The sequence below is a fragment of the Alicyclobacillus dauci genome, assembly GCF_026651605.1.
Classification (GTDB): Bacteria; Bacillota; Bacilli; order Alicyclobacillales; family Alicyclobacillaceae; genus Alicyclobacillus; species Alicyclobacillus dauci.
The window spans coordinates 2,510,808-2,536,492 of sequence record NZ_CP104064.1; the positions used below are offsets into that span (position 1 = coordinate 2,510,808).

The 25,685-nt window shown below is 48.4% G+C and carries 25 protein-coding genes; 7 read left to right on the forward strand and 18 right to left on the reverse strand.

Translation table 11 applies throughout. From position 1 onward, the window contains the following. Positions 1-316: 316 nt before the first annotated feature. The 5 genes from NZD86_RS12800 (at position 317) to NZD86_RS12820 (ending at position 3,567) form a co-directional block, all read left to right on the forward strand. Positions 317-1,276, forward strand: a complete 960-nt coding sequence (locus NZD86_RS12800; protein WP_268042177.1) for a tyrosine-type recombinase/integrase — start codon at positions 317-319, stop codon at positions 1,274-1,276. Then, positions 1,269-1,604: a helix-turn-helix domain-containing protein gene (locus tag NZD86_RS12805; RefSeq protein ID WP_268042179.1), complete on the forward strand. Its 336-nt coding sequence runs from the start codon at positions 1,269-1,271 to the stop codon at positions 1,602-1,604. The genes NZD86_RS12800 and NZD86_RS12805 overlap by 8 nt, the downstream gene beginning before the upstream one ends. Positions 1,605-1,712: 108 nt before the next feature. Beyond that, on the forward strand, positions 1,713-2,903 hold the full coding sequence (locus tag NZD86_RS12810; protein WP_268042183.1) for a tyrosine-type recombinase/integrase: 1,191 nt from the start codon (positions 1,713-1,715) through the stop codon (positions 2,901-2,903). 163 nt (positions 2,904-3,066) lie between these two features. Beyond that, the gene (locus tag NZD86_RS12815; protein ID WP_268042189.1) at positions 3,067-3,285 is read left to right on the forward strand and encodes a hypothetical protein; all 219 of its coding nucleotides are present in this window, start codon (positions 3,067-3,069) and stop codon (positions 3,283-3,285) included. 114 nt (positions 3,286-3,399) lie between these two features. Then, on the forward strand, positions 3,400-3,567 hold the full coding sequence (locus NZD86_RS12820; protein WP_268042191.1) for a hypothetical protein: 168 nt from the start codon (positions 3,400-3,402) through the stop codon (positions 3,565-3,567). Positions 3,568-3,968: 401 nt separating this feature from the next. Here NZD86_RS12820 and NZD86_RS12825 read toward each other — a convergent pair whose 3' ends face one another. From NZD86_RS12825 to NZD86_RS12840, 4 genes are all read right to left on the reverse strand, one after another. After that, the gene (locus tag NZD86_RS12825) at positions 3,969-4,985 is read right to left on the reverse strand and encodes an alkaline phosphatase family protein (RefSeq protein WP_268042193.1); all 1,017 of its coding nucleotides are present in this window, start codon (positions 4,983-4,985) and stop codon (positions 3,969-3,971) included. Between the two features lie 522 nt (positions 4,986-5,507). Further along, positions 5,508-6,494 (reverse strand): DMT family transporter, encoded by a 987-nt coding sequence (locus tag NZD86_RS12830; protein WP_326492563.1) that lies wholly within the window; start codon positions 6,492-6,494, stop codon positions 5,508-5,510. Positions 6,495-6,521: 27 nt separating this feature from the next. Next, positions 6,522-7,463: a DMT family transporter gene (locus NZD86_RS12835; RefSeq protein ID WP_268042195.1), complete on the reverse strand. Its 942-nt coding sequence runs from the start codon at positions 7,461-7,463 to the stop codon at positions 6,522-6,524. 85 nt (positions 7,464-7,548) lie between these two features. Further along, a complete protein-coding gene (locus tag NZD86_RS12840) occupies positions 7,549-8,214 on the reverse strand; it encodes a GntR family transcriptional regulator (protein ID WP_268042197.1) in 666 nt (221 codons plus the stop codon). Positions 8,215-8,785: 571 nt separating this feature from the next. Here NZD86_RS12840 and NZD86_RS12845 point away from each other — a divergent pair. Continuing rightward, on the forward strand, positions 8,786-9,523 hold the full coding sequence (locus NZD86_RS12845; RefSeq protein WP_407655161.1) for an AAA family ATPase: 738 nt from the start codon (positions 8,786-8,788) through the stop codon (positions 9,521-9,523). Positions 9,524-9,560: 37 nt separating this feature from the next. Further along, positions 9,561-9,698, forward strand: coding sequence for a hypothetical protein (locus NZD86_RS12850; protein WP_268042201.1), 138 nt, complete (start codon positions 9,561-9,563; stop codon positions 9,696-9,698). A 505-nt stretch (positions 9,699-10,203) separates the two neighbouring features. Here the strand turns inward: NZD86_RS12850 and NZD86_RS12855 are convergent. From NZD86_RS12855 to NZD86_RS12920, 14 genes are all read right to left on the reverse strand, one after another. Next, entirely contained in the window at positions 10,204-11,403 is a 1,200-nt protein-coding gene (locus NZD86_RS12855) for an acyl-CoA dehydrogenase family protein (RefSeq protein WP_268042203.1), read from the reverse strand. Beyond that, a complete protein-coding gene (locus NZD86_RS12860; protein ID WP_268042207.1) occupies positions 11,397-12,578 on the reverse strand; it encodes a CaiB/BaiF CoA transferase family protein in 1,182 nt (393 codons plus the stop codon). Before NZD86_RS12860 ends, NZD86_RS12855 begins: the two co-directional genes overlap by 7 nt. Positions 12,579-12,856: 278 nt before the next feature. Then, complete coding sequence (locus NZD86_RS12865; RefSeq protein WP_268042209.1) at positions 12,857-13,822, reverse strand: aminopeptidase; 966 nt, start codon at positions 13,820-13,822, stop codon at positions 12,857-12,859. 127 nt (positions 13,823-13,949) lie between these two features. Then, a complete protein-coding gene (locus NZD86_RS12870) occupies positions 13,950-16,289 on the reverse strand; it encodes a xanthine dehydrogenase family protein molybdopterin-binding subunit (RefSeq protein ID WP_268042211.1) in 2,340 nt (779 codons plus the stop codon). Then, positions 16,286-18,601, reverse strand: coding sequence for a xanthine dehydrogenase family protein molybdopterin-binding subunit (locus NZD86_RS12875; protein ID WP_268042214.1), 2,316 nt, complete (start codon positions 18,599-18,601; stop codon positions 16,286-16,288). Before NZD86_RS12875 ends, NZD86_RS12870 begins: the two co-directional genes overlap by 4 nt. 15 nt (positions 18,602-18,616) lie before the next feature. Next, positions 18,617-19,090, reverse strand: a complete 474-nt coding sequence (locus tag NZD86_RS12880; RefSeq protein ID WP_268042216.1) for a (2Fe-2S)-binding protein — start codon at positions 19,088-19,090, stop codon at positions 18,617-18,619. A gap of 53 nt (positions 19,091-19,143) precedes the next feature. Then, the gene (locus tag NZD86_RS12885; RefSeq protein ID WP_268042218.1) at positions 19,144-20,019 is read right to left on the reverse strand and encodes an FAD binding domain-containing protein; all 876 of its coding nucleotides are present in this window, start codon (positions 20,017-20,019) and stop codon (positions 19,144-19,146) included. After that, positions 20,000-20,479 carry a VOC family protein gene (locus NZD86_RS12890; protein WP_268042220.1) on the reverse strand — a complete coding sequence of 160 codons (480 nt, stop codon included), beginning with the start codon at positions 20,477-20,479 and terminating at the stop codon, positions 20,000-20,002. Before NZD86_RS12890 ends, NZD86_RS12885 begins: the two co-directional genes overlap by 20 nt. Positions 20,480-20,563: 84 nt before the next feature. Next, positions 20,564-21,403 (reverse strand): nitrilase-related carbon-nitrogen hydrolase, encoded by an 840-nt coding sequence (locus NZD86_RS12895; protein WP_268042222.1) that lies wholly within the window; start codon positions 21,401-21,403, stop codon positions 20,564-20,566. Positions 21,404-21,435: 32 nt separating this feature from the next. Continuing rightward, positions 21,436-22,254, reverse strand: a complete 819-nt coding sequence (locus NZD86_RS12900) for an SDR family NAD(P)-dependent oxidoreductase (RefSeq protein ID WP_268042225.1) — start codon at positions 22,252-22,254, stop codon at positions 21,436-21,438. A 60-nt stretch (positions 22,255-22,314) separates the two neighbouring features. After that, entirely contained in the window at positions 22,315-22,767 is a 453-nt protein-coding gene (locus NZD86_RS12905) for an SRPBCC family protein (RefSeq protein ID WP_268042228.1), read from the reverse strand. Between the two features lie 26 nt (positions 22,768-22,793). Further along, positions 22,794-23,447: a cyclase family protein gene (locus NZD86_RS12910; RefSeq protein ID WP_268042233.1), complete on the reverse strand. Its 654-nt coding sequence runs from the start codon at positions 23,445-23,447 to the stop codon at positions 22,794-22,796. Between the two features lie 7 nt (positions 23,448-23,454). Then, positions 23,455-24,840, reverse strand: coding sequence for an MFS transporter (locus NZD86_RS12915; protein ID WP_268042236.1), 1,386 nt, complete (start codon positions 24,838-24,840; stop codon positions 23,455-23,457). A gap of 90 nt (positions 24,841-24,930) precedes the next feature. Beyond that, the gene (locus NZD86_RS12920; RefSeq protein WP_268042238.1) at positions 24,931-25,617 is read right to left on the reverse strand and encodes a GntR family transcriptional regulator; all 687 of its coding nucleotides are present in this window, start codon (positions 25,615-25,617) and stop codon (positions 24,931-24,933) included. Between the last annotated feature and the right edge of the window lie 68 nt (positions 25,618-25,685).

The following is a 25,685-nucleotide window of genomic DNA, read 5'->3' on the forward strand; positions in this document are numbered from 1 at the left end:
TTGGATTCGGCTAATGTTTCTTTAAGATAAAAGTCACAATAGATAGGCCACCATATCAGCAGTCTGTTGATCTATGCAACTTTTGATTGTATTATAAAATCAAAAGTTTGATAGACAGTGGGTGAGAGAGTTGGCTCGTGTATCAAATCATCTCGGCATAATCGTTAATGGTACATATGACACTACCTCCGCTTCATCCGCCTCGAATAACACTTATGCGGAAATGAGAGAAGACCACAATAGGATGGTAGAAAACTACCTGGTCTCAAAGAAGCTCCGAAATCATGCATCCGGAACCATCATAAGATCAAGACAAATGTTATCTAAATTTTTCGACGTAACTGGAAGATTTTGCTGGGAAGTTCAGGCAGATGATGTTAACGAATACCAGGAAGTCTTGATTGACACAGGTGTCTCGGTTCGGACCAGAAGAGGTTATATCAATACTATTTCTAATTTTTATGCGTTTCTTCTTTCACACCCCGAAATTCCAATGACGCCATTGGAACGGGCTTCCGGTAAGATTCAGCAACGCATTGACTGGAAGTATGGTGTGAAGTTGTCTCAACCAGTGGATAAATGGTTCATGCCGATTCATTCCTCAGACGATACAACTGTCCGCTCCGCACTTCCTAGCCGAGATCATTTACGAACTCTGTTTCGTTTCATTCGCCAGACAGCCGAAAGATCCGTAAAACCTGTTATTATGCACAGAGATTACGCGATGTTTAGTTTGATGTACCATACGGGAATACGCCAAGACGAATGCCGAATGCTAGATATATCGGACGTCAATTTTGAACAGGGTGTTATCCATGTTCGTTTCGGTAAGGGTTCCCGCGGTTCAGGGAAGAGAGAACGGTGGGTTCCAATCGTGTTGCATGGAGTGGCTGAGATCCTAAAGATCTATTTGACACGAGTGCGGCCTCACTTCCTTAACTCGGATAGATCAGAGGCACTCTTCCTGTCTGAGCGTGGTAGTCGAATAAGTTCTGCAACTATCAAACGTCGGTTACAGGATTTAATCGATGAGGCCAACGGTCACGGTGTAGTAGTCCCACGCTTTACTTGCCATGACCTTCGCCGCGCCTTTGCTACTCATCACTTTGAAGATGATCCAACAAAGCTGGAGATTATACGGCGAATGTTAGGACATGAACACCTTGCGACGACACAAAGATATATACGACCGAGCCAGAAGTTCTTGCAAGACAGCCTGGAGCGGTGGGCGAATGCAAGGCTAAGCTCCTTAGGGGTGGATTCCCCCGATGATTAAATGGAAGTTAAGAGAAGTAATGGCATCTAAAGGTGTTTGGACTGGGCAGGAATTACTTGACAGACTTGAACAACGGGCCGGGATCATCATATCTCATACTGCAGTTATGCAGCTCATTAAGCAGGAACCCAAGGCCATCAGATTTCAAACGCTGGAAGCGATATGCGTAGCTCTGGATTGCACACCGATGGATTTAATTGAGTATCACCCATCCGCAACAAAATCGAAAGGGATACAAGCGGTGGGGGAAGGTCCGATTCGTCCATATGCACGATCAAAAAAAGACACCAATAAAGTAGACAGCCTGTTTCCTGATGAGGATTTCTAAGATCTTAACTGACGGGATGTGATGTTTATGAAGCTGTGTATCGTATGTGGGGAGAGGCCGGCTAGGGACAAACGGCGGCTTTGTCGTACCTGTGAAACAGACAAATACATGGAACAAAGATATGTCGAGTTTAAGGAGAAGTTTTCTCTCGATAATTCTCCATCGTCCATCCTCATGCGGGATTTCATGGACTATCTCGATTCGGCATACGGTGATCAGAAGCGTGAGATTGCAACACGTACGAAGTACGTCTACCAATTCCTTGAGAGTGGCGATATCTCGGCCAAATTGCAATGGAGTATTGATGATGTAGCAGAATTAGAAGCTTTCCGGCAACACCTGTCCGTTCAGAAGAAGACTGCTATGTACCATTTTGTTAAATTTATTGAACAACGGTCTAACCTTAGAGATGAAATTGAGGAACTGAAAATCAAGAACAAGGTATTAGAGATACCCGAATGTTTCCAAGGAACTGTTCAGAGGTATCTTGAGGTTCTAAAATCGCGACGGAAAATGAAACACTGGACCAGATACCAGTTGGCATTTGCATTTAAATACTTCTTTGACTTCGTACATAATACTCTGAATATCAAAGACATTCGACAAATTGACCAAGACTGTATCGTTCACTATTTACAATATTTGAAATCAGGTGGGGGTGCCCAGAAGTACGTCTATACACGATTCAGGGAACTGAACTCACTGTTTACATGGGCATATAAACAACGCCTCATTTTCGCAAATCCATGTAAAGACATTGAAGTCCAACATTATTATCAGCTCACAGCCCCTCTTACAATTGCAGAACAAGAAGAGTTAGTTAAACGATGGATGTCTGATGAATGTGATCCGAGAGAAGCAATTATTGGAATCTTGGCCCTTATCTATGGATGCTCAGCCGAAGAAATTAGATTTCTCAAATTGGAAGCGTTCATCAATGAGATAACAATCCACATTGAGGGACGTCCAACTAACATCGTCCTCAACCCTGTTGTATGTCCTGTTCTGGAAAGGTATCTCTTGTGGCGTGAGCAACTGTGTAAAGGCGCTGACGTTGAGTACCTTATCGTCTCAAGAGAATCTTATAAAACCAAAAAGCCCCTCGAAGCAAGGGTTATATTTAAAATCCTCTCAAATTGTGGACAGTCTTTACGCCGCTTACGAGCCACCATGTTGTTAGATGCCGCGTCAACTGGCAATATCAAGCTTCTGGAAGCAGTAGGTCTGTCGTTCGAGGGTACCCGGCCCTATATGCGCGCTGCCACACCAGTACTGTGGATGGGGAAGCCATCTCGTTGATTTCCTCTGGACACCGAAAACCCGTTTCCTTGAGTAAATGATTTCTGGAATGGGCTGCCTTATTGTACTAAAGGGCAATACCATGGCTATTAAATTTAGGAAAGTAATTTAATTCCTGTGTGAAATGGAGTGAAGGGGCTTGGGATGGTTTAAATCACTTTTCGTGAAAAAAACGTTGATTTTCTCAACCTTTAATGAAGCTGATTACATGGCTGTTATGAACAAATTGGATGCGGAGGGCGTTCCTTACGTTCTTAAAAGTAAACGAAGTAATGAGTTTCTTGGTTCCCAATGGAGTAACCTGAATAATCATACAGAATACAACTTTTATGTGAAACCTGAAGATGAGGGTAGGGCATATAAAGCACTTAATCAGAAATGAATTAGGTATCTCGGGGTATGAACCGTTCTGTCGCTTAAGGGGGCTAATACAGAACAAGGCTTGCGGGACTAACGGGCAAAATAACGACATATTAAGACGCGTGGAGGAAAGCATTTGAAACGCAGGATGTTGAGTTTTGTAATATACTTTTTGGTTCTTTTTATTGGTGGGCTAATTATTAACGCTATTTTCAAACACCATTTAGACGTTTTAACCGCATTTTCAGTCGCTTTAGGGGTTGCTTTAGGATTGTACTCCTTTCCTAAATTAATGAAAAAGTGAACTGGATTCTTATTCAGCTAAAGGGCAGTTATGCTGAACAGTGCGCCCAGCTAAGTTGAGCACAACTTGTTGATGGAAGTCCAACCGAGGTAGGGACTAAGCCGACTCGTAGCTAGCAGGCATCCGGTGGTGAAAACCTAAGGATGAGCACCTATGAGAAACCTGGATATTGGGGTGAAGAAAACAACAGGCTGTTACATGAAGTGTACTCTTCAGCATCGACCTTTCCACTGACTCTATACAGCACAAGGGCAGGAATTCAAACCGATTCGAAATTATTAAACCTCTAACACAAAGGGTCACCCAATGAACTATTAAACCTAGCCAGTGGGTGACCCGATTGTGAGACTCAATACCCTATAACACTTGGTTACTTTCTTTCCTTTGCTGTAATTGGTGTCTTAGTTGTTGTTTTGATTGTTGTCTTGGTTAAGCTTAGGTTCTCCAGGAACCGGCAAGGTGGTAACTTGTGGATTTGCAGCGTTTGCCAAAAAGCTGAGACCCCAGTTTTGTTCTATGGTTCGAAGCAGTGAGTAATGGTCAGCCCAAGTGTGGATGGTAAACGGATGCAGATAGGTGTTGTCAATCATAATGAGTGGAGTGTTACCTCCGCCAGGATACTTTGCATTCGGACCCGGTGCAGCTGGACCCTCCCCCGAATCATCTCCTTCGTCAAAAGTGATGTAAATCACTGATTTACTGGTTTTCCAGCTCTTCGATGACATGATTTCTTGGACAGTATCTTGTACAAACTTGTCACCAGCTTGGTACAGTTGTTGATCAGTGGAGCCACTAACTCCGTGCATGTCATTGATCAGATTTGGCGTGATGAAGGAGAAATTCGGCACGGTGTTATTGTTTAAATCTTGTTGGAACTGGGTGAACGGCATAATGTTTTGCAATCGAGCAGGATTACCCGCGATGTCTGTCATCAACATAAACGGATTGTGCCTAATCGCATACAGACTACCCGAACCCGTACCGGTGTATCCAACGGAAGGCATGCTTTCCATATAACCCTTCCAGGTCAGGTTTTTCGATTCTAGTTGATCCACGAGGTTTGGCACATCGAATCGATCACTCGAGTTATCGTCGTAAGTATTCCAGTTGCTACCACTGATTAACGCGGCGTAGTTGGGGAGACTTGGATGCGTCACACCATAGTAATTGTCATCGAATCCGTAGTTGTTAATCAACGAGTTCATGTTTGGCATCAATGGGTTGCCAATAATATCCGCATTTCCGTGATTTTCCATCATAATCACATACACGTGCTGGAATGGATTTTTGGAATTTTGTTTTTGTGCATTCTGTTCACTGCTGGCAGAAGACGCGTACGCAGGATTAACTGCTGTTGCAAGGCAGAGCGTTGCAGTGGCAATGGCGGAGAGTGAATAGAGCGCCTTTTTCATTTTCATTCGTCGTCAATTCCTCTCGATTGGGATTTTAAATTACAAGATCTAGAATAGGCTTGTTCTATAAAGGAAATATGATTGTTCTGTAAAAGATACACCTGTCTTCCGTTAATGATTTGTAAAAAACTGAGAAATAACCAATGGGAAATAATAGACATGGATAGTTCAAGGAGGCTTTCATTCCCGATATGCGTGAAACCGAAGGACTATTACATCTATTTAAAAATGTCGAAGAGTGCTTATTGCACATATGGGGGCTTTAATGCAATAAGGCGCAAACAAGGAAGTCGTTGTATACCGGCAAATAAGTTATAAGAACAACGGAAGGTTTCTAGGAACCGGCCCGTTGTTTTTTATCTCACAAGATGCCATAGAGAACGTGGAACGGCTCATGTTTTTGCTTATTGATATCAAACATTTGGTTAAACATGAGCTTTAACAGTTAACATAATATATATTATCGGACGTTAATTCGGATATCATTCATCCGTCAGTCGGATACGGTGCATCCAGACAGCTAAGCCGTCAGTCTGAGGAACCTTTGCGGGCCAAGATGGTCACCGTCACAATAATACACAGCCCTCCAAGCATTGCAGGCAACCCCATTTTCAAATTCAAAAATGCCACAGCGATAATTGTCGCGGATAGTGGTTCACCACACGATAAGACGCTTGCTTCGGAGGCTGAAATGTATTTGAGGCTGGCAATGTAAACGTAAAATGCGATGAGTGTTCCGAACAAAACGACAAAGCTTACGAGACCCCATGTACCTAACGAGCCGTGACCGGAAAATTGCCACGGTGGATTGATGACACCCATTGCAACCCCACCAATGAGCATCCCCCAACCTGTAATCGTTGCGGAACCGTACCTGTGCAATAGGCTCTGAGGGTACAGAGAGTAGAATGCGAGGGTCAGAGCCGAAATCATTCCCCAAAATACAGCTAAGGGCGACACAGTGAAAGCACGCAAATTGCCATCTGTCACTAGAAGGAAGGCGCCAATAAGCGCCAATAAAACAGCCACAATCTGCATGGTGCTCGGCATTCTGCGGTTTCGTAACGTCACATACGTCGTAATAAATATTGGACCCATATACTGAAGCATCGTTCCCGTGGCGGCATTGCCATACCGAATCGATGCAAAATATGAATATTGGACGCCGAGCAAGCCCACTATCCCAAAAAGAATCAATTTCAATGAATCTCTTCTATATTTCCACACCTCAAATATATGGGTAAGTCCCAATCTAATTGAAATACCCGCTAAAAGTAACACCCCAGCGCTGCTCATACGAACCATGACGAGCCAGCCAGGATTAAATCCATAGCGTTGAAACAACACTTGAGCAGCAGTGCCCGATACGCCCCACAGTACAGCCCCCAGCAGAACCATCGAAAGTCCTTTAAAATGCTCAAATCTTTTTCCTGCTACGGTGGTGGACTTATTTACGGTGGACGAGCTTGTTTGCAACCGATTTTCAAAGTTCAGTTTCGATTCTATCTGCTCCAAAATTCCCTCTCCCCAGCTACACACTTGTTAAGAAATCCTTCTCCCCCATAGCATGGCGATCACGATACAAATCCCCCCCACCATGGTCATGACTGAAATGTGCTCGCCCAGGAGCAAAACGGAACAGATCGCCGCAAAAATGGGTTCACTACTCATGAGTATCGCCACTCGAGCTGGCGAAGTTCTCCGAATCATGGTGAGCTGAACAAAAAAGGCAAACATCGTAGCAAAGACTGCAAGGTATCCAGTAATGAGCCAAAATGAAGGCGTTAGGTTTACCAGAGATGGGTGTTTACAGATGCTTACAATCCCGGATCCAATTGCAACGACGCCGAGCTGGATAGTGGTGACTGCTCCGGAATCCATCCGCTTCCCTTCAGTCATTTTCTTTGTGAACGTCATCTGAATGGCTCGACAGAGTGCCGCTCCGAGGACGAGAAAATCCCCGATGTTAACGTGAAACCCATGCAGGGTCAGTAATGCTGTGCCAAGTATAGATAAGACCACGGCTCCAAACAAAGCGATCTTTGGCCGTTTGCGATACACAATACTGTCAATCAACGGGACCATCACTGCAAACAAGCTAATAATGAACCCAGCGTTAGCCGCGGAAGTATGCGCTACGCCGAACGTTTCTAGCGTAAAAATGGCCAACAGGAATAGACCAAAGACAACACCTGTTTCCCATGTTGAGCGATCCGCCTTCCGAATGGCGCCGATTGTCAGTGGCAGCATAAGGATGGTTGTTAAAGAAAATCGGATGAAGAGGAACTGTAAAACGGGTACTGTTGATACAACATCTTTAGATGCAACATAAGATGTTCCCCAAATAAGTGCGACAAGGAGCAAGGAAATGTCTGCTGTCCATCGTGAGTTCCACGCATGTCGACACCACGTAACAACCGGTGACTTTCGTGCACCTGTTGACTGTAGCGACTCCAACTCAGCATTTTGAATGGTATATTCCATCCTGCAGGCCCCCAATGCTATGTAACAAAACCAGTTATCAAAAATGTCGCAATCCATGGGAGGATCTCAATTTTCCTCCTCAGCTTTATGCGATAGTCTCACACAGTTCTCCCATAGGACGCAACCAATTTTTCCGCATAATTTCCGCAGCTTTGTTGGAATCCCGCTGTTCAAAAGCGATGATGATTTGATCGTGTTCAAGTGCCGACTTGGTTGACAACATGGCATCCTGAAAGAACACGTACTTCAAGCGACGCACATGCAGTTGCAGAGTGGATACAAAGGACGAAATGTATGCATTATCGGTACATTCAACAATTGCGTTATGAAACTCCTCGTCCCACTCCATCGCTTGATAAGATGCTTTTCGCTCCAGCGAAGACGCAAATGCCCCATTGATGTGCCGGAGGTGCTCGAGGAATTCCGTTGTAACCAACCCTGTTGCCAGTTCCGCCGCCAGGGATTGAAGAGACGCCAACGGAGGATAGATTTTATGGATATCATCCTTGGTGATTCGGGTTACTCTCGTATCACGCCCTCGATGCATCTCCACGAAGCCCTGCAATTCGAGCGTCTGCAGGGCCTCGCGGATCGGCGTTCTGCTGACACCTAGTGCCTCAGCTAATTCACCATCGTTTAATTTCTCGCCCGGTTGTAAGGTTCCATCGACGATCCAGTGTTGAATCTGAAGGAACGCTCGCTCCTTCGCAGATACTCGTTCAGGGCTTGAATACCCTCGTGGAATTGGCACGGTACTCTCTCCTCGCCATGCTGATATGAGTAATATATTACATTCTTATATTTGTATCAATGAGGTGTGGGAGTTTGGAGTAGTACTACAGAAATGACGACGGAATAGTGTTTCTCAGATGAAAAATGTATGTCACATTGATTCCACCAATGACTGGTACGATGAACTCTCCGGTTGAAGCAGTATGAAATGGAACCAGCCACTGAGTGCGCCCGCATATCGACCAAAGGGTTTCTCAACAAAGGTTGAGACGCTACCTGCACTGGTATACTCCTAAGTCAAAAATGCAAACGTACATGCAAGTGGGATACTGAGCACAATCATCCCACCCCAAGGCCGCTGTAGCATTTATGAAAACTTTGGAACAACTGGTTGATCGTCTGTTCCCTTCGGACGAGTAAATATAGCGGTGGTGCTTTCATCTCCCCTCTCATTGCGACCTATTGTTACTTCGAAAGATAACGTACGTTCTGGGTCACAGTAACGATGAATTGTTCGTATCGGAACAGCCAGACATCTGGGTGCAAGTCTGTATATAATGTCTCTTAATACTTAGAAATGTGGTGATCGTTTGTTCTTGAAGGAGATTCAGTTTACGGATTGGCCACAAGACTCTATTAGGTATCCATTTAATCTTCCAGTGTTCCAGGGACTACCCAATATTCGCTTTGAAAGACCTGTTACCTTTTTCGTTGGTGAGAATGGTTCGGGGAAATCGACATTACTTGAAGCGATCGCAAAGTGCGCCGGATTCAATGCTGAAGGCGGTAGCCGATACAATGTATTTTCGACAGCGAATACCGAATCATCGCTCGATGACCACATTCGATTGTCATGGCTACCAAAAGTGACAAGGGGATTCTTTCTGCGTGCCGAGAGCTTTTTCAATTTTGCGAGTTACATCGATACGCTAGAGCGTGAATGCCCGACCGGATACACCGCTTACGGCGGGAAATCACTTCATCAGCAGTCCCACGGCGAATCGTTCTTATCCCTGTTTACGCATCGCTTTCGTGGACGTGGTAAAGCTCTCTATCTTCTCGACGAACCGGAGGCAGCTCTTTCTCCCGCCCGCCAACTGGCATTGCTGAGAGTTATCTGGGAGCACGAACAGAGCGGGCAGGCCCAATTCATCATTGCGACTCACTCGCCCATCCTTCTTGGATATCCAAACGGTCAAATTTTCAATTTCGATACCAGCCCTCTGTCTCACATTCGATATGAGGAAACGGAGCACTACTTCATAACGAAGCAATTCTTGTTAAACAGACAGGGTATGCTCAGAGAATTATTCGAATCAGAAGAATGATGATCGACTGCTGCTCAACGATTCATGGGAAGCTTGCGTGTCAAGGGCGTTGTATCCGTCATTACGGATTATCCAGTTGCACGCAGGTGTCTACGATTTACTCAACGTCTATACGGACGCTCTCAAAGACAGAGCGCATCACGTCAGGATTGCTCGTTTACATATCATCCCGTAATGAATGATTGGTAATAGGATAACACTCCAGTTCAATACTAGAACTGAACGGCCTTCGAAAGCGCACTGCTGCAACGTCGGATCACTTGGACCGATTCGTATAATGAACATTCAGTACGACGATATGCGCTGCCACTGCGAGTCCGCCCACTAGCTTTCCTTTGTGGGGAATGGGCGTAGCAACTGCATACGCCCCGTCAACGAATTCTTCCTGGCTGTAGGCCCTAATGGCAAATACTAATGAAGTCCTGTTAAAGTGCTTGCAGCTCTGTCTAATCCACGCCTAGAGTATACGCAGAGAGGCCTAATCAGTACGTCCGCATGGTCGGTTTTGGTCTGGGTAGCTCAACTGAACTACTGTCTGCAATAAACGACCGTTGTTGACAAACCCACCAATTTGCCAGTTCTAAATTTCCGTTCCCCTTCTAGTCTAGTCATAGTCGCTCGCGGGTCAACGTATACGTGGCTCATGATTTATCCATCGCCACAGAGATTTTTCCTCCAGGTTACTCGTCAAATCCTGACCACTCAGGCAACATTTTGTTTAATTGTTTATCCTGTCGATAACCGAGTGCATACTCCGCCTGCATAATCGTGTGGATCTCACGAGTTCCTTCATATATAACCAACGCTTTGGCATTTCGCATGAATCGTTCCACTGGATATTCATTTGAGTAGCCATAGGCACCGTGAATCTGAATGGCGTCACTTGCACTGTTGAACGCGATATCCGAAGCGATCCACTTCGCTAGTGACGTCTCGCGTGTATTGCGAATTCCCTGGTTTTTGAGCCACCCGGACTTAAACACCAGCAGTTGAGAAGTTTGATAGCCCGCTTCCATTTTGGCTATCATTTGTTGCACCAATTGATGCCTTCCAATCTCCACACCAAATGTCTTCCGCTCATGCGCGTACTTTACGGAAGCATCAAGGGAAGCGCGTGTAAGACCCATCGCGCCAGCTGCGACTGTAAACCGACCGTTATCTAGCGCCGACATGGCAATCTTGAAGCCTTCACCTTCTTCACCCAAACGATTCTTGGTCGGAACGCGTACGTTTTCCAGGATGACTTCACCCGTATTTCCGCCATGGATGCCGAGTTTACCGCGAATGGGTCGTGTAGTGACGCCTGGAAAAGCACGTTCTACAATAAAGGCCGTTACCCCGCGATGTTTTTTGTCCGGGTCTACTGTCGCGAACACCAGGAAGTTGTCAGCATGGTCAGCAAGGGATATCCAGATTTTTGACCCATTTAAAATGTAGTCGTGTCCATCCCGAATGGCTCGCGTTCGCAACGACCCTGCATCCGATCCGGCGTCCGGCTCAGTCAACCCAAACGCTCCAAGCTTCTTCCCCTGTGCCTGTGGAACCAGATATTCCTGTTTCTGTTCTTCAGTACCCCACTGCAACAGTGTCATACTGTTTAGTCCGGTGTGTACTGATACCGCTGTCCGGTAGGCAGTATCTCCATACTCGAGTTCCTCGCACACAATCGCGAGAGAGTTGTAGTCCATTCCGGCGCCCCCATATTGCTCCGGTATGCAGACACCCATCAGACCCAGCCGGGCCAACTTGCTAACAACGTCCAAATCAAAGTGGTGATCTTCATCCCATTGTTTGATGTACGGCAGGATTTCAGCCTTAGTAAATTTCCGAACAACCGACTGAAGTTCAAGTTGTTCTGTGCTTAGGGAAAAATCTAGCATGTATGGATAACCCCTCTCATTTTCATATGTTTAATTTGTGAGTCGGATATCCCAAGTTCCTCTAAAATCTCTTGTGTATGTTCACCGAGTCGTGGTGGTCTCGATTGTAAGGAAGGATTTGCAGCGCTGAGTTTTAGTGGACTGCCAACCAACTTCAAAACGTTTCCAAACGCATCGTAAGTCTGCCATACCATGTTTCGCTTGTACGTATCAGGCGACTCCAATGCCTCTGCAACGCTGTTAACAGGTCCACAGGGAACATCCACTACGGATAACTTAGTCAACACATCTTGAGTTGAGAGAAATCGTATCCTGTCTTCCAATAAAGCGCATAGTTCCCGCCTATTTGTCACCCGCAACGCGTTGGTTTGAAATCGCTCATCTTGAGCAAGATCAGAAAACCCTAGAGCGTGACAAAAATCATTGTATTGGCGATCATTTCCAACTGTAATCACAATTTCTCCGTCTGCCGTTGAAAACAGTTGATATGGCACAATGTTTGGGTGCTCGTTGCCAAAGCGTTTAGCTTCTTGACGACCAACTAGTACGTTGCTTGCAACGTTCGCCAGTATAGATAAGCCTGCGTCATAGAGTGCAATGTCAATCTGTTGACCCACATTGGTTGTCTCTCGTTGACGCAGCGCGGACAAAATTCCAACGGCTGCGTAAAGACCGGTAAACAAATCGACAACGGCGACCCCTACCTTATGCGGTGCACCATCCGTAGGACCCGTAATACTCATCAGTCCACTGACAGCTTGGATAATATAGTCGTAGCCCGGTCGATTGTCGGTCAGTCCGTAGCCGGATATTCCGCAATAAATAGCCCGTGGGTTGATGGAATGGACTTGATCGTAATCCAGTCCAAGTGCCTTAAGTGAAGATGGCTTGAAATTGTGAATGATAACGTCCGCCTTTTGAATTAGGGCAGTGATCACATGGCGTACATCCGATGCCTTTAAATCGACCGCTAAGGAACGTTTGTTTCGGTTGGCACACAGATAATAGGCACTTTCCGTACCTACAAACGGGGGTCCCCAAGCGCGAGTATCATCGCCCGTCACAGACTCGACTTTGATTACTTCTGCCCCTAAATCAGCCAAGTTCATCGTACAAAACGGTCCTGCCAATACGCGTGTGAAATCGATCACGGTACACCCATGCAAGGCTTTCATACCACTCTCCTCCTTCCTGTCCGGACACTGCGACTATCAGAGTTTAATTCAAATTAGCATAGGTTACATAAACATTGGATACTCCCATACGACAGGTCGAATATGGTCTTCGACCTGTCGTACGATAGTCATTTTCTTATGGTACTTTGTTAAAGACTGAAGAGTAGACAAAATCAATTCACGTTGCGCCAGCCCGAACGGGCGTCAAGTATCCCCAATCGTCTAACGTGGGCCTAAGAAATGGCTTATTTAATAGGTCTCCAGTATATGAACATTCTCTACTTCACAAGCAGCCTACCCTCATCAATTACACACTCGTTGTCGATCCACACTGTTGGCGATAGCAGGAGGCCATCCAGATGAACGGAGCTCACTACTGTACCGCCAATGACATGACTGTCACCAATAGCGATATGGACAGAGCCTTCCTTTTTCTTGTCCTCTGCCATATTTCCTACTAAACGCGCTTTCGGATTCGTGCCAATCGCGAACTCTGCGATATTTGTTGCTCCCTCATCCGCTTCGTTTATTAAGGTACGTAGCCGTTCAGCAGAACGTCCCCCCTCAATCGACGTAACTCTTCCCTGCTCGACTTTTAAGTAGATTGGAGAGTCCACGAGTCCGATACCATCCATTGTATGATCGACTACAATCGTCCCATTGGCTGTACCTTCAACTGGGGCAATGGCAGATTCGCCATCCGGCATGGCAGCGAAAGTTCCTGGTCCTTTAACGATACCCGTCAATGTAAGGGCAGCGCGTCCCGCAATACTTAGCGTGATATCGGTTCCTGAAGGAGATATAACACGGACTTGACGGCCTTCAGTCATTTTTTGTCTGACCAGTTCAGAAACGCGGTCAATTTCCTGATAGTCCGCGCCAACGGCCCCGTTAATCATGACGTCGGTCGTCACTCCGCGCATGACCAGTACGCGCGCTCCCGCTTCGAGTGCTGCTTTCGTCGCATCCGTGTGGGTGATGGCATAAGTAATTGGCTGTAACACAACATCCGCGACTTTCATGGCAGCGGCGACCGTTTTCGGAGGTTCGACACCATGTGTCTTACTAGGGTTAATTACAAGAAGAGTCGGTTCCGAGCCCATCGCTGTAACACATGAGGCGAACACTTCACCAATTTCTTGGGTGTTTGTGTCGGATACGATACAAACCGTTTCGCCCGCCTCTAGTTTGACGGACTCTCTTAGGATTCGCTGAGCCACTTCGTAGAGTTTAAAGTTCGCCATCATCAATTACCTCCGGTCTCTTGTATTTGAGTGCTTGATGCGGACTTTCGGCGCGTTGCATCCCAGAAAGCAAATCACGTGTTTATCGTTTACCGCCACTACAGCGTCGAACCTCCAGCCGCGCAGATCATCTGACACTTGAACGTTTGAACAGTTCACGTATCCGCGTGGGTTTCACTGGAATTCGAGTCACATCATTGACTTGCCAGTTCCGTAATGCGTCTTGAACGGCCGATTGAATTGCTGCAGGAGCCGCGATGGCCCCGCTCTCCCCAGCCCCCTTGACACCTAGGGGGTTCAGTGGAGACAAGGTTTCGACATGTGAAAGTGCAATATCTGGTACTTCACAAGCTGAGGGAACAAGATAGTCCATCAATGTACTCGTCAGAAGTTGCCCCTGGGCGTCGTAAACTATCTCCTCGTAGAGTGCGGTACCCATACCGTTCACGATCCCGCCGCGAATTTGTCCCTCGACAATCATGCGGTTCAGCATCCGACCGCAGTCATGGACGCTCGCATAGCCTAAGAGCCGCATTTCACATGTCTCCGGGTCGACTTCTACAACGGCCATATCGGCCATAGACGTCACAGCCTGCCCTTGGGGAGCAAAGTACTCTGTAATCTCAAGTGCCGGTGGTATGTTTAACGTGATCGTTGTTCCGGGAAAGAGTCCTCTAGCATGCTGTGCAATTTGGCCGAGAGTCAGTTCCTTCGACCCCTTCCCCACGGCGTCAACAACGCGGACGATGCCTTCGTGATATTCCAGTCGCTCCTTAGGGACTTCGAGCACGTGAGCCGCAATCTGGATGGCTTTGTCTTTAATGCCAGAGGCCGCCTTGTACACGGCAGTCCCTGCAATCGTGGCAATTCGGCTCGCAAATGTGCCTGTGCCATACGGAAACAGTCGGGTGTCACCTTCGCGGACCGATATTCTGTCGAGAGGTAGGTCCAGGACCTCGGCTGCAACTTGAGCGAGCGTGGTTTCATGGCTTTGTCCCTGGGATGCCGCACCAGTGAAAACCGAAACTTCCCCGTTCGTCTCGACTCGTACTGTCGCCCCCTCAAACGATCCATAACCCGTGTTTTCAATCGCTACAGCAACGCCAATGCCAATTTGCCGATCAAATTTCCGCTTCCGCGATTCATCCTGTTTCTCGCGCCATTCTTGGTAATGACCAAGGTCGACCAGTTCGTTAACGAGCTTGTTATAATCCCCGCTGTCGTATATCTGCGGACTGCCGTCACGGGCGGTAAGCCCTGTCTTGTAGGGAAATTCGTCTGCGTGAATCAAGTTTTTCTTTCGAATTTCCACCGGATCGAGATTGAGCCGATCTGCGGCGAGATCGAGCAAACGATTCATGATTAAAGCCGCTTGCGGCCGTCCGGCTCCGCGGAAGGGGGCATGAGGAACGGTGTTTGTGTAGTAAACCTCCACGTCGCATCGATAGTTCGGCACTTTATAGGGACCTGGGATGAGTGTCGATGTCATCAGAGGCACGATAATTCCCCACGGTACGTAGGCACCAGTATTCGCATACAGGGAATCAGTGACTGCCATGATTTTTCCGTCGAGATCGACCCCAAGCGTCGCCTCATGAAACTGTTCTCTTTCATGAATGCAGCTTTGCATATGCTCAATCCGGTCTTCAATCCATCGAACGGGAGCGCCAACTTCCCTTGAAGCAAATGCGACGAGATAGTCTTCGGTATAGAACGGAGCTTTGGCACCGAAGGCACCGCCGACATTTGGTGCAATGACATGAACCTGCTGCTCCGACAACCCAAACAAACTCGCGTAAATCCCACGCATTTCATGCTGACCTTGGGTTGCTGCGTAGACTTCCAGTGACGGTTCCAGGCCACCTTGTTTCCAGTTCGCCAGCAGCCCCCTAGTTTCTATGGGTAAACAACTAACGCGCCCAATCTCAAACTTTTGCGTGATTACGACTGGCGCCTCTTTCATGGCTACAGAGGCATCCCCAATTGATTGGCTGAAATGAGCAGCCAGATTCGTTTTTAAATCTAGATGTGCCAGAGGTGCATTCGGTTTTCGCACATCTTCTAGCAAAGACACAGCGGGAAAGGGCTCATAATCCACCTTGATCAAGTCTATGGCGTCCTCCGCAATGTAACGGTTCTCCGCAACAACCATCGCGACAGGCTCGCCAACATGATGAACCACGGATTGCAGAGGCCGCTGTGTCTTGGGTGTCAGATTCGGATGTGGAAAAATCAGCGGCAGCGGCGGAAATTCCTCCCCTTCCTTTGGCCCAAAGACCGCGACTACGCCGGGAAGGTTTCGAGCCGGGTCTAAATCAATGTCCCGGATTCTTGCATGTGCATGGGGACTTCGAAGAAATGCTGCACTCAGGGTACCCGGTAAATCCAAGTCAGCAATGTACTGCCCGCGTCCAGTTAAAAGTCCGGGGTCAATCCTACGTTTGAGCGGCTGACCTAAGTATTTCATTCCGCCACCCCCGCAGGTCTCGTATCCTTTTGCCGCAAAATGGTCCGAATCGTTTCTGTACGGAGCGGAAGTGATGTGAGCACCGTCTCGTCGTCGTCGCCGGCAATTGCATTGGCGATCGCGTTGGCAAGAGCCGGGGCCACTGCCACGGTACCGCCTTCCCCGGCTCCTTTTAATCCCAGCGGATTGAAGCGTGACGGGGCGTTTTCCAGAATTTCGATTTCTACTTCCGGTACCTCCGTCGCACCTGGAAGGAGATAGTCCATAAAGGTTCCTGACAACAACTGGCCGGAGTCGTCGTAGCGAAGTTCTTCGTAAAACGTTCCGCCCAATCCCTGGGCCATACCGCCCATAAGTTGCCCACGGATTGTCTCTGGATTAACAGCCCGGCCGATGTCATACGCAATGTAGTACTTAAGAATGTTTACGGCACCCGTTTCCTTGTCAATCTCAACTTCCGCCGCGTGTACTCCATACGGGTACGTCATGTGTGGGGCCGAAAACGTATGTTCCGCCCTGAGCTCGATTCCTTGCTCCGCACACCTAGTGGCAAGTTCGTGAAGAGACATAAGCGGCTTCTTCGTGTCGGACTCTCTCAGATAACCATCCGCAAGTTCCAGCCGATCACGGTTAACGTTACCCATTCGCGATCCCTGGTCGAGAATTTGCTCTTTTAGTTCTCCCGCCGCGTGCCAAGCCGCATTACCGCCGACCACGGTGCCGCGTGTGGCGAATGAACCATTACCTTTTTTCACAACATCCGTGTCCCCATGAACAACACGAATTTCGTTGTATGGCACGCTAAATTGATCCGCACAAATTTGCGCTAACATGGTTTTTACACCTTGACCGACATCAGCCAACCCGGATTTACAATAAAATTTGCCGTCCGGTGACAGACTGACCTCCGCAAACTCCCACGGACCGTAGCCTGACTTTTCAACAAACATGGCTAACCCATGGCCCCGCAAACGACCTGACTGTTCAGATTCGCGTTTGCGATCCGAAAAGCCATCCCAATCCAGCTTCTCTCGAGCGCGGTCCAGCAGTTGCGGATAATCGCCGCTGTCGAACTCAATCTCCTGTCCCAGGGCTAAAATTCCATTGCTGTAGGGCATCTGGTCGGGTCGGATGAGATTTCGCTCCCTCACAGCCGCCGGGTCGATGTTCAGCCTCTGTGCAATACAATCGATAGCTCGCTCTCGAACGAACGTGCTCTCAAATCTCCCGGGACCACGGTACGTCCCAGTAGGGGTCTTGTTAGTGGCGACAACATGGGTCACGAGTTCAATTGCAGAAATGTCGTAGGGGCCGGGCAGCATGCCTTGAGTTAACTCGGGAACGGTGACGCCATGCGTGCGAATGTATGCCCCCATGTCGACAAAGATTTCATCCCGAAGCGCGTGTATTCGCCCTGTCTTGTCATAGCCAATGGTGAGTTTGTGTTTCTGTTCGCGTGAATGATTGATCGCTTGCAAGTGCTCTAACCGGTCCTCAATCCACCGTACCGGCCTGCCGACTTGGAGGGAGACATACGGGACGAGGTAGTCTTCAGGGTAGAACTCGCCACGAACACCGAATCCTCCGCCAACGTCAAGCTCGATCATGCGAATATCCGCTTCCGATTTATTCAGTAGTTTCGCGAGGACTGAGCGATTGAAATGAACAACCTTGGCTGCACCATAAATGAGCAGTTGCCCATCTGGACCAGGCACCGAGATAATTCCTCTTGTTTCGAGGGGAATTCCGGAATGGCGCTGCACATAAAAATCTTCCTCAAATACGTATTCACAGGAGGATAGCACCTTATGGATGTCACCCTTCGTGGAATGAATCCGAAACAGGTCATTACGCCCAATCCGCTCGTGTAGTACAGACGAGGATGAGGCAAGTGCGCTATCGACACTTGTGATGGCCTGGAGCGTCTCATATTGTACCGTCACTCGATCCGCCGCATCCTCAGCGATATAGCGGTTTTCTGCGACGACTACCGCAATTGGATCACCGACGTATCGGACAACATCCTTTGCCAAGGGGTACTGCAAGGCGTATTCGAGTGATTTTTCTGGAGATAAGCGCATCGGAATTGGCAGCAAGTCGTCAGGCAAATCCTTGGCCGTAAGTACACAGACAACCCCAGGAAGACGGCGAGCACCCTCAACATCAATGCCGGTGATTCTCGCGTACGCATGACGACTACGAACAAGGACAGCCTCGCACTGCTCCGGGAGCACGACGTCTCCCGCATAACACCCCATGCCTGTAAGAAGACGCGGGTCCTCTAGTCGCTTGACACTTTCACCGATGGCCATAATTTTTCACCTGCTTCATGAAACATCTTTGTCAATCATCGTTGCTGCGGCTTCAATCGCATCAACGATATTTTGATACCCAGTGCACCGACATAGATTTCCGGAAATTGCTTCACGGATTTCCTCCCGTGTCGGGTGTGGATGCTCCTTCAAGAAATGCACGGCCGTCATCAGAATGCCTGGGGTACAAAACCCGCATTGTAAGGCATGATGTTCCCAAAAAGCCGTTTGGATTGGATGTAACTCTGAACCATCGGCGAGTCCCTCGACGGTGCACAGTTCAGACCCTGCCGCCTGAACGGCAAGTTGTAGGCAGGACCGTACCGGGCGACCGTCCATTAAGATGGTGCATGCACCGCAGATTCCGTGCTCACATCCGACGTGCGTCCCAGTTAAACGCAACTCGTCCCGTAAAACGTCCGACAAAAGCATGCGCGGCTCCACCGAAACGGTATGAGCATTCCCGTTTACCTTTAATTGGATTGTCATAAGCGTATTTTCTGTCATACAGACACCTCGGTATAATAAGCTCTCATAGTCTGTTACATCTGGCACTGCGCCCGTTTCACAGCCGTTGAAAGAGCACGGGCGGATAATGTAACACTTAAGTCTCTGCGGTAGTCCGCACTGGCATGAATATCCCCTTCGGGTTCAACGCGTTCCCAAATTTGCGAACAGCACTGTTTAATCAGCGCATCGTCAGGGTAACGTCCGATTAACGAGTCTGTGATCTCGTCCAGCCGTACAGGCGCACCATCTACCCCACCGAGACTTAGGCCCAGCGTTTGTATGGTTCCGTCAGGGTTCAATGTTGCCACTGCTACAGCCAATACGATGGCGAAATCCCCTTTTCGAAGCGCAAACTCTTCAACCGCGTGACCCGCTATTCCGGAGGACTTCGGAAACTCCGCCGAAATTAGAACTTCAGTGGGCTCAATAGTCGTCGTCATGTAGGTCAGGAAGAATTCATCGGGTGACAAGGTGCGTTCCTCATCACGGGACGCCACCGTTACGCTGCCACCAAGCACACTCAAAATGACGGGAAGTTCCGCCGTCGGATCGGCATGGACAATGCTTCCGCCGATGGTTCCGCGCGATCGAATCTGGGAATGGCCAATCCACTGAATCCCCTCATACAACAATGGACAATTTTCAGCGACAAGCGGAGATTGTTCGACCATAAAGTGCCGAGTGAGCGCCCCAATCCGAAGTGAATCACCATCGTCGCGAATGTAACTCAGCTCTTTGAGGCCGTTTATATCGATCACAACCTGCGGGCGGGCCAACCGCATGTTCATCATCGGTATGAGGCTCTGCCCTCCCGCGAGGAGCTTCGCATCGTATCCATACTCGTCTAGCAGCATAAATGCTTCTTGAAGTGTTTCCGGCTTGAAGTAATTAAACCTTGCGGGTTTCAATGCAGCTTCCCTCCTTCCTTGACGAAGTGGAGTTTGCATTCTCGGCTTTGGCCTCATCTACATCTCCGACAAACTCCCCTAGAGCGCCGGACAAAGCCACGGGATTGAGGAAGCAAATCTGCGTATTCCCGGCGCCTGGCCGCGGTGTTTCATCCCGTACAGGTACTCCCTGCTTAATAACGCGGTGAATCTCGCTATTGAGATCGCTAACTCGGAAAGCCATGTGTTCAATTCCTCCGCCGTTCTTCTGCAAATAGTCCCACGCGGCCGATCCCGGCCTTAAGGGCTGGATTAACTCGAGCAGTACATTCGCCAGTGGTAAGAAAGCAATCCGCAGTAAACCCTCTCCGTAGTCCTCGATGTGGTGCAATTTCACTCCGAGAACTGTCTCGTACTGTCCAACTGCCTGTTCTAAATCAGAGACAACGATGCCTATATGGTCTAAACGCTCTACAGACACGAATAACCCACTCCCTGCTTCCATATAACGGGTGAAGAGTTGGAGCAGACATATATAGAACTGAACTCAACCTCAATTTAATCGTTAGACAAGGTGCTTATAGAACCCAGGTCTTCGGTCCGCGACCAAATTGTTCATTCGTCCAACCTGCTTACTCCTGGAGGCTTGCAAATCAATGTCTGCCAACAGGCAAGCGGCCTCTTCACCAGAACAGGGTCCCGCAATGACCATTGCATTTTGATCTACAATCAAACTTGCGCCAAGAAACTGAACGTCCCCTTCATGCCCGGCGCGATCGGCACAGACCATGGGCAGTTTGTTGCAATACGCATGCGCGATGGCCGTATAGTTCGCCAGACAATAACCCTGGGCATCCCACAAAACGGATTTCCCGATCGACGTCCATGTCGTGGGAACGAGTATCGCGTCAGCCCCCATGAACATGAGCGACCGTACAGCTTCTGGAAAGCGCAAGTCATAACAGATCAGCATCCCAATTCGAGCATTCATACCTTCCAGCTCAAACACGGGAAAACCAAGATTCCCAGGAGAAAGATAGTTCTGTTCCCAATCAAATAAATGAATCTTCCGATAATGTCCCACAACACCGGTGGGCCCGGCGATGACGGCCGTATTAAAGACATCATCGCCTTCGCGCTCCAGCATACCGGCTATGACATAACCGTTGTGTTTTTGTGCAAGTTCTATCCAGTAGCGAACACTGGGACCATTCAACGGCTCACTGAATCTCGTCACTTCATCACGTGATGACATCATATATTGATGATTCGCGCATTCTGGAAGCACTACAATCTGTGCACCTTGACGGAAAAGAGTCTCAGCCATGCGTCCGTTGATCACACGATTCTCATTGACGTGTTCGATTCCGGACTTCACCTTCGTCTGAACAACCCCGATTTTCATGTCGATCGCGCCCTTTTAATCGCTAGTCGGAATTAACCGATTTCCTGCTGCTTGATGTCCAAGATAGCCTTGCGCTGGCCTCCATCAATGTTCACTACGGCGTTATGAACAAAACTTGCGCGATCCGACGCCAGGAAAACCACCACATCGGCTACCTCTTGTGGAGACGCAATTCTTCGAAACGGCATGGATTTACGCGCAAACTCGTCTGCAACTTCCTTCGAAACGTTCATGTCTCTCGAATAGGCTGAGGTCAGTCCGTCCCAACGCCCCGTGTCAACCGGACCCGGATTGACACAATTGATTCGAATATTCTCTCGCCCATATTGATCTGCGAGTGCTGACATCACAGCCAAGTCTGCGGCGTTCACGGCGGTTCCCGTCAACTCCCACCACGACGGTTTCACGCCATCATTTCCTACAACATTCACAATGACGCCATGTCCCTGCTTGAGAAATTGGGGAACAACCGCTTTGGTTACCCGCACATAACCTCGAAATTTCAACCCCATCGCAAAGTCCCAGTCTTCCTCAGTGAGCTCTAATAATAGCCCGCCTGGTGCGGCACCCGCACAATTGATGAGAACGTCAATTTGACCGAAAGTGTCTACGGCTTCTCTTGCAGCCCGGACCGCATCCTCTTCCTTCTGCAAATCCGCCGCGATGGTCAGAACTTCCGCATTACTTACCTCTTCCTGAATCATCTTTCGCGCTTGTTCAAGTCCTTCTTGACTCCGTGCAACGAGCGCAACACGAGCACCTTCTTTGGCAAAGGTAAGTGCTGTTTGCCTTCCAATGCCTTTACTTCCCCCCGTAATAAATACAACCTTATTTTTTAGGCCCAGTTCCATCGCATTTTCGCTCCATTTCTAATTGGATTATCGTTTCTTGCACCCCTATACCTTGGGTGGTTACGAATCTATCTTCGCGGCATTGATTTCCTTCACGATCTTCTTGAAGAAGTCTTTGACAATTAACTTTGCAATTCCTGATAGAATCCGTTGGCCGACGGAAGCAATTAAACCACCAGCCTGAGCTGTCCCGTTGTATTGAATGTACGTTTTATCATCTTGGTATCTGAGCGTGACCAGAGCGTCCCCCTGAACGAAGCCCATGGAGCTTTCCGCGTTTATAATCAACCGGTATTGATTCGGTGGTGACTTCTCGAGGATCTTTAACTCGGATTCATACTCACCGCGAACCGCCGCAATTCCCAAAGTAATTTCCGCCTTGTACCCATCCGGTTCTACCTCAGTCAAGGATTTACAGCCTGGTGTTGCCTTCTGTAAAACTTCCGGGTCATTAAGAGCTCGCCAAACTTCTTCTTGACTGGCATCAACGACGACTTCACCTTGGATATCCACCTGACTGCTCCTCCTTAACCATGTGCTTAGGCATTGACTAACGCTACAACCCTTGCGGGTGACCCATCTCCGCCAACGACAGGCAACGGAAATGCGATAAGAGTAAATTCCTCGGCTGCGATTTGGTCCAAATTAACCAGGTTCTCAATGAGTGGTATTTCATTACCGAGGAAAATCGGATGATTCGGATAAGGGGGAGCGCCGTCAACTGCGAAGTCCAAACCCAGTGCCACGACGCCCGAATCGACCAACCACCGCGCCGCCTCTTCCTCCAAGTACGGATTGTCGGCATAGAGCACTGGCTGATTCCAGTTTGTTGCCGCCCAGTCCGTTCTAAGAACAATCCTTTTCCCTTGTACGTCGGCGGCGCTAAGCTTTCCTACTTCTCTGAGTTCAGCTAGTGAAATTTCATGATTTGGCGATCCGACTTCTCGCAGATCTACTAATCGAGCCTCACCATAAAATGTTGTGAGTGGCATTTGAGCGATCGACTTTCCCCCAGCAAAAAAATGATACGGCGCGTCGATGTGTGTGCCAGAGTGAATACTAAACTTGACCTCAGTATTAGATCGTCCGTCTACTTCGTGCGTCGTAATCGGGCGAAATTGAATCTGCGGGTGCCCTTCCAACACTTGAACCTCGGGCCCCCAGGGCATGGTCAGGTCTACGAATCTACTCATTACTTGATCACCCTTCGTAATTAGTTTGCGGCTTTGGCGACGCGTTAACGATGACTTCATCAAGCGCTGTACCCCTCGTCTCGGGAGCGAAGATGCTCATGAAAAGCACACTAATCGTGATGAAGATTGTCATCGCTAAAAAGGTGTTCGCAAGGCCAAAGATCGGCCACAGGATGGACCCGAAGATTGCCGGGACAAACCCTGAGCCAACACGGCTGAGCGCGGAAGCCCAACCAAATCCGGTTCCCCGGATTCTCGTTGGATAAACCTCGGGTGCATATGCATATAAGGCTGGAATCACAATTTCACTAGTTAAACCGAACACGAGAATCCAAATGTACGCAGCAGTATGCGAGTGAATTTGATAGCCAAAACCAACCATGGACAGACCCGCTAATATACCACCGATGACAATAACAGGCTTGCGTCCCCACGCTTCCACGAGCCAAGCGGCTAATAATGTTCCGATCACGCCAATCGCCGTCATGACAGTGGCAGCTAAGTATGCTTTGTAATCACTGTATCCTTGATGAACGAGAATAGAAGGCAGCCAGATTAGCACACCGTAATATAGTAGAAGGTTCGACAGAAAAATCAGCCAAACAGATAGCGTTATTTTCCAGCTATACGTCCAAATATCCCGAAATTTCGTTATGAAGCCCAACCACTGAACTTTGACCTTCTCTTCCTTTTCACTCCAGGACCAGGTTGCCGGAAGCGTTACGCCAGTTCGCTTGGCCAGTCGGGAAAGGATATCATCCGCTTCGGCACGGCGCCCGGACTGAACCAGGTATAACGGCGATTCGGGGATTCCGCGTCTGATCCAAAACACGAGAAGGGCTGGTACCACCATGATTAGAAAGAGAACTCGCCAGTTGTGAAAAGGTAACAACGCCGAAGCAAGTAATCCGTTTAAGGTGGCCCCTATCGGCCACCAAACATCCATCAGGGTAAGCATGGTGCCCCGATTTTTTTTGGGCATGAACTCCGCAACAACCGAGTAGTCAACTGGAACACATCCTCCTAAACCAAATCCTGAGATGAATCGGAAAATAAGCAGCCAAGTATAACTAGGTGCCACGGCTGATAGTAGCGAGAACAGTGCAAACAAAAGAACCGTCCACGAAAACGCTTTCCTGCGTCCGACCAAGTCTGCTATGCTGCCCCAGACAAAAGCACCCACTGCCATCCCAATTAGCCCAATTGTCCCGAAAATCCCCAGTTCCAAACTGTTCAGGTGCCAGCTTGATTGTGCCAACAACGGCAATACAAATCCTGGTAAAACAACATCCCAGGCATCAAACATGTACCCTAGACCACCGATGATAAAAATTTTTCCTTGCGTACCCCAGCGAAAAGGCAGTTCGGCAAGTAATTCACTTCCGGTTTTCATTCCTCTCCCCCATTCAATATCGGTTAGTCGTTGTCCCTAGGTATTGTTTATCTTCGCTGGTCGTTGTTTGCCTTTGGAACTTATCGCACCTCAGTCTGGATTCGTAGAATGTTCAGAAAACACAATCGTCTCTAACGCGAGTTCCAACGAATCAAGAACATGCTTACTTGCCGTAGTTCTCGCCAAACGACTGTCCCCATCTTTTATCGCTCTATAGATTTCGAAATGCTGTCCCAGGGTTGCCGACGGGCGATCCTTGTGTTTAGACCAAGTCAACACGCGCTGAAGATTGACACCAGCACGAAGTTGCTTGAGACATCGGACTAGAGCCTGATTACCACTTGATTCTGCAACTCTGTCATGAAATAAATTATTTGCCCGTATAACATCGGCTGAATCACCTTCATCTAAAGACAATCGCGCCTGCGTAAGTGATTCAGAGATTTCGCGTACAGAATTGACGGTGGCTCGCTCAGCCGCCAAGCCAGCGGCCATTCCTTCCAGTTCTGCCCGTAACTCAAAAAAGTCACGGATCTCTTCCTTACTGAAGGTTCGCACACGAAACCCATACCTCGGAACCGATTCCACCAACTGTTCCTGCTCTAAGCGCCTAAAGGCCTCCCTAATTGGTGTTCGACTAACACCTAAAATCTCAATTAACTCCTTCTCCCTTAACCACTGCCCTGGCAGAAATCGCCCGGTTAAAACAAACTCGCGGATTCGCTCATAGACGATAGAGCTCACAGTTTGGGCGACCACCATATTTGAATGTTTCAAGTACCCCCCTCCTCCTTTTTGAATGACAAGTCCAGGCCACCATATTAGATGACACAGATGCTAGGCAC

What these genes read in the sequence shown, in the direction of transcription:
- NZD86_RS12800 (WP_268042177.1), top strand. Translation starts at nt 317, where the DNA reads ATGTTATCTAAATTTTTCGACGTAACTGGAAGATTTTGCTGGGAAGTT.
- NZD86_RS12805 (WP_268042179.1), top strand. Translation starts at nt 1,269, where the DNA reads ATGATTAAATGGAAGTTAAGAGAAGTAATGGCATCTAAAGGTGTTTGG.
- NZD86_RS12810 (WP_268042183.1), top strand. Translation starts at nt 1,713, where the DNA reads ATGGAACAAAGATATGTCGAGTTTAAGGAGAAGTTTTCTCTCGATAAT.
- NZD86_RS12825 (WP_268042193.1), bottom strand. Translation starts at nt 4,985, where the DNA reads ATGAAAATGAAAAAGGCGCTCTATTCACTCTCCGCCATTGCCACTGCA.
- NZD86_RS12835 (WP_268042195.1), bottom strand. Translation starts at nt 7,463, where the DNA reads ATGGAATATACCATTCAAAATGCTGAGTTGGAGTCGCTACAGTCAACA.
- NZD86_RS12855 (WP_268042203.1), bottom strand. Translation starts at nt 11,403, where the DNA reads ATGCTAGATTTTTCCCTAAGCACAGAACAACTTGAACTTCAGTCGGTT.
- NZD86_RS12860 (WP_268042207.1), bottom strand. Translation starts at nt 12,578, where the DNA reads ATGAAAGCCTTGCATGGGTGTACCGTGATCGATTTCACACGCGTATTG.
- NZD86_RS12865 (WP_268042209.1), bottom strand. Translation starts at nt 13,822, where the DNA reads ATGGCGAACTTTAAACTCTACGAAGTGGCTCAGCGAATCCTAAGAGAG.
- NZD86_RS12870 (WP_268042211.1), bottom strand. Translation starts at nt 16,289, where the DNA reads ATGAAATACTTAGGTCAGCCGCTCAAACGTAGGATTGACCCCGGACTT.
- NZD86_RS12875 (WP_268042214.1), bottom strand. Translation starts at nt 18,601, where the DNA reads ATGGCCATCGGTGAAAGTGTCAAGCGACTAGAGGACCCGCGTCTTCTT.
- NZD86_RS12880 (WP_268042216.1), bottom strand. Translation starts at nt 19,090, where the DNA reads ATGACAATCCAATTAAAGGTAAACGGGAATGCTCATACCGTTTCGGTG.
- NZD86_RS12895 (WP_268042222.1), bottom strand. Translation starts at nt 21,403, where the DNA reads ATGAAAATCGGGGTTGTTCAGACGAAGGTGAAGTCCGGAATCGAACAC.
- NZD86_RS12900 (WP_268042225.1), bottom strand. Translation starts at nt 22,254, where the DNA reads ATGGAACTGGGCCTAAAAAATAAGGTTGTATTTATTACGGGGGGAAGT.
- NZD86_RS12910 (WP_268042233.1), bottom strand. Translation starts at nt 23,447, where the DNA reads ATGAGTAGATTCGTAGACCTGACCATGCCCTGGGGGCCCGAGGTTCAA.
- NZD86_RS12915 (WP_268042236.1), bottom strand. Translation starts at nt 24,840, where the DNA reads ATGAAAACCGGAAGTGAATTACTTGCCGAACTGCCTTTTCGCTGGGGT.